The sequence below is a fragment of the Mesorhizobium sp. M7A.F.Ca.CA.002.15.2.1 genome, from assembly GCF_003998715.1.
Taxonomy (GTDB): domain Bacteria; phylum Pseudomonadota; class Alphaproteobacteria; order Rhizobiales; family Rhizobiaceae; genus Mesorhizobium; species Mesorhizobium ciceri.
The window spans coordinates 1-3544 of record NZ_RZPI01000599.1 but is presented as its reverse complement, the minus strand read 5'-3'; the positions used below and the strand labels follow the sequence as shown (position 1 = coordinate 3544).

General features: G+C 63.6%; 4 protein-coding genes. 1 reads left to right on the top strand and 3 read right to left on the bottom strand.

Translation table 11 applies throughout. From position 1 onward, the window contains the following. Positions 1-98: 98 nt before the first annotated feature. Positions 99-476, bottom strand: a complete 378-nt coding sequence (gene rsfS / locus ENZ74_RS25885) for a ribosome silencing factor (protein ID WP_013529073.1) — start codon at positions 474-476, stop codon at positions 99-101. A gap of 242 nt (positions 477-718) precedes the next feature. On the opposite strand from rsfS, the gene ENZ74_RS25880 reads away from it, so the two are divergent. Then, positions 719-1570 carry a mechanosensitive ion channel domain-containing protein gene (locus ENZ74_RS25880; RefSeq protein ID WP_013529072.1) on the top strand — a complete coding sequence of 284 codons (852 nt, stop codon included), beginning with the start codon at positions 719-721 and terminating at the stop codon, positions 1568-1570. 9 nt (positions 1571-1579) lie between these two features. Here ENZ74_RS25880 and ENZ74_RS25875 read toward each other — a convergent pair whose 3' ends face one another. Together ENZ74_RS25875 and ENZ74_RS25870 are read right to left on the bottom strand one after the other, a co-directional pair. Then, a complete protein-coding gene (locus ENZ74_RS25875; RefSeq protein ID WP_013529071.1) occupies positions 1580-2863 on the bottom strand; it encodes an MFS transporter in 1284 nt (427 codons plus the stop codon). A 68-nt stretch (positions 2864-2931) separates the two neighbouring features. Further along, positions 2932-3519, bottom strand: a complete 588-nt coding sequence (locus ENZ74_RS25870) for a nicotinate-nucleotide adenylyltransferase (protein ID WP_013529070.1) — start codon at positions 3517-3519, stop codon at positions 2932-2934. Between the last annotated feature and the right edge of the window lie 25 nt (positions 3520-3544).

Here is a 3544-nt window from a genome sequence, read left to right as displayed (position 1 = left end):
AAATAGCGGTCGGCCAGCAGCTTCTCGGGGCCGGCTTTCATCCGGCCCACGGCATGAACTGATATCTTCATCCTTGCCTTGTAAGCCGCGCGAACGACTTAGTGGAGCGTTTCTTCCTCGAGGTCCGGCGCCTGCCACATCTTTTCGAGATTGTAGAATTCGCGGACTTCGGGGCGGAAGACATGGACGATGATGTCGCCAGAATCGATCAGGACCCAGTCGGCGCCGGACAGCCCCTCGACGCGCGCGGTGCCGAGACCGGCATCCTTGATCGCTTTGAGAAGATGATCGGCGACAGCCGCGACATGACGGTGCGATCGGCCCGAAGCGACGACCATATAGTCGCCGAGGCTCGATTTCCCCTGGATGTCGATGGAGACAATATTTTCGGCCTTGGAGTCTTCCAGACTGGCAAGGACTGTCTTGATGGCGCGGGACACGGCGTCGTCTACGCTGATCCTGGCCGGCGAAGGCATGATATCGGCCTTCTTCCGCAGTGCTGTTCTCAGTGTATTTCCTTTCGCAGCAAGAACAACCAAATCACCCCTTGAAGCAGGTGACACCACTTAGATAGGCAGAGTTCCCTGACAGTTTCAAGACGGGACCCTGCCTCGCACGAACGTATTGTCGCTCCTGTGGTTCCGCCGCACACCGGAAAAGATCGGAACCCTCGCCGTCGGCATGGGTTATCGGCTCACCGACCAACCGGATTTCCCCCATGCCGATCGACCCGCAAAACGCCTTCCTCAGCGTCCAGGCTGGCCTCGCCCAACTGAGCACGCTGATTGTTTCCTACTCCTTCTCGGCCATCGGTGCCGTTATCCTCTTGATCGTCGGTTATATCGTCGCCGGCCTTGCCGAACGTTCGATCTTCGCCGGTCTCGGCCATATCCATGGTTTCGACGCGACGTTGCGGCATTTCTTCTCCAAGATCGTCCGCTATGCCATCCTGATCCTCGTCACCATCATGGTGCTCGGCCAGTTCGGCGTGCAGACGGCCTCGATCATTGCCGCGATCGGTGCCATTGGCCTCGCCATCGGCCTGGCGTTGCAAGGCACGCTGCAGAACATCGCGGCCGGCATCATGCTTCTGGCACTGCGGCCGTTTCGCATCGGCGAGTCCGTCGAGGTCGGTTCGATTGCCGGTACGATCGAGGAGATCGGCCTGTTCGCAACCAAGCTCAGGACGGCCGACGGGGTCTACATATTGGCGCCCAACTCGACGCTGTGGAACCAGCCGGTGCGCAACTTTTCGCGCAACGGGGTGCGCCGCAGCGACATCACGCTGAGCATCGGCTCCTGGAACGACATCGACCGCGCTCAAAAGACATTGCTTGCCATTGCCGCCGCCGAACGGCGGGTCAAGCGTGAGCCGGCACCGATCGCTTTCGTCGCGACATTGGGCGATAGCACCGTTTCGATTGCCTTGCGCTACTGGACATCGTCGGCGGACTTCTTCGCCACCCAGACCGATCTCACCAAGCGCGCCAAGCAGGAATTCGATAGCGAAGGCATATCGATCCCGCTGCCGCCACCGGAAGCCCCGTCGCCGGAAGCCCGTCGACAATAGTCGGGTGGCTCAGTGCCGGCCCTCATCGTCCGGTGCGAAGGCGAGTTCGACCGGCAACGGCGCCTGCGCCGTCATCGGTGCGAAACTGCCGGTTTCGCCGACCGGGACCGCACGCGTCGTGAACACACGCAAAAGCACGAACAGGCAGAAGGCTGCGGCGATGAGAACAGCCACATAGATGAAAGCCTGCGTTCCGAAGACGGCCGACAGCGCCGTCACGATGCCGGGCACGACGAAGCCCGACAGCGACCAGGCAAACAAAAGCGAACTGGACAGCGCCACCATGTCGTCCTTGCCGGCGCGGTCGGCGGCGTGCGCACTGGCCAGCGAATAGATCGATTCCGAAGCGCCGTCCCACACGATGTAGATCACAACCAACGCGGCCAGCGCGCCGCCATCGAACCCGAGTGCAAACAGGCCGGCGACCATGGCGAGCGCGGATGCGGCGATCAGCACATAGCGGCGGTCGGTTCGGTCGGAAATCCAACCAAGCGGGATCTGCAGGATCAGCGTGCCGAGAGGCATCGCCGAAAGCAGCAGCGCCACGTCGGCCTGGCTGTAGCCCTTGGCCGTGGCGTGGATCGGTGCGAAGCCAGCAATCGACATCGACAGGCCGCCGACGGCAAGCATGCCGGCGACGCCGACCGGTGAAACCCGCCAGGCACGGCGCAGCGCCACCGAGGCCGCCTGCGGCGCCGGCGGCTGGGCAAGTTTGGTCATCCCGACAGGGAGGATCGACAGCGCGGTGAAGACGATGCCGATCAGCGGCGCATCCGCTGTCCTGATATCGACCAGCGCTAGCGTCGCGTAGCCGACGCCGAGCCCGGCGACATAGGCAACGTAGAAGAAAGCCATCACCCGGCCGCGGATGGCGTTGGCAACGGCATCGTTCAGCCAGCTCTGCGCGACGATGAACAGGCCGCATATGGCAAAGCCGTAGAGCGCGCGGGCGGCTATCCACAGCAGCGGAAGGACCCCGGCGCCGACAGCGGCGTTGGCCAGCGCGATCAGCGCCGACAGCACCATGAAGGCGCGGGCATGGCCGACCCTTCGCACCAGCGGTCCGGTCAAGATGCAGCCGGCGAGCCCGCCGGCCGAAAGCCCGGTGATGATCAGCCCGGCCCAGGTCGGATCGAAACCCTCTGCGCCAAGCCGGACCGGGATATAAGCAAACATCAGCCCGTTGCCGACGGCAATCAGCGCCATCGACACGATGACGCTGGCAATCGCGATCAGCGGCGTGGGCTCGGCGCCCTGCTCGGCTTCGCTGCGGTTTTTCCTGGGAATCGACATGCCTGCTCAGGATTGCCCATGAAACGGGCAAAGGAAGCGATAAAAGCGACATGGCCGGGCGGCCGGGCTCACCCCTTCGCCAGCTTGCGGATCGCGCTCGATGACAGCGACGAGCGCGGGCCGTGAATGAAGGTCCAGGCCGGCGCCTTCATGCGGGCAAGCCGCGGCGCATCGCCCTCGTCGATGCGGGCATAGTCGAAGGTCTTGGCGACGACCGAGGACAGGAACGACAGCGTCGCGCCCGGGCGGTCGATGACGGCGATCGGGAAGGTCATGACGATCTCGCGCCAGCGCTGCCAGCGATGGAAATCGCGCAGGCTGTCGGCACCCATGATCCAGACGAAATCGACACCGGGGTTGCGCGCCTTGACCAGCGCCAGCGTATCGGCGGTGTAGCGGACGTGATGGGCGGCTTCGAAAGCGGTGACCTTGATCTTCGGGTTCTTGGCGATCTGTTCCGACAGCTGCAGCCGTTCGCCCAGCGGCGCCAACTCCCTGGTGTTCTTCAGCGGATTGCCCGGCGTCACCATCCACCACAACTGGTCGAGCGCCAGGCGTCTGAGCGCGATCTCGGCGACCAGCGCATGGCCGGCATGCGGCGGATTGAACGAACCGCCGAACAGGCCGACGGCAAGGCCTTTCTCGGCGTGCGGCATTTTGAGATAGTGGGAGGAGATAGCC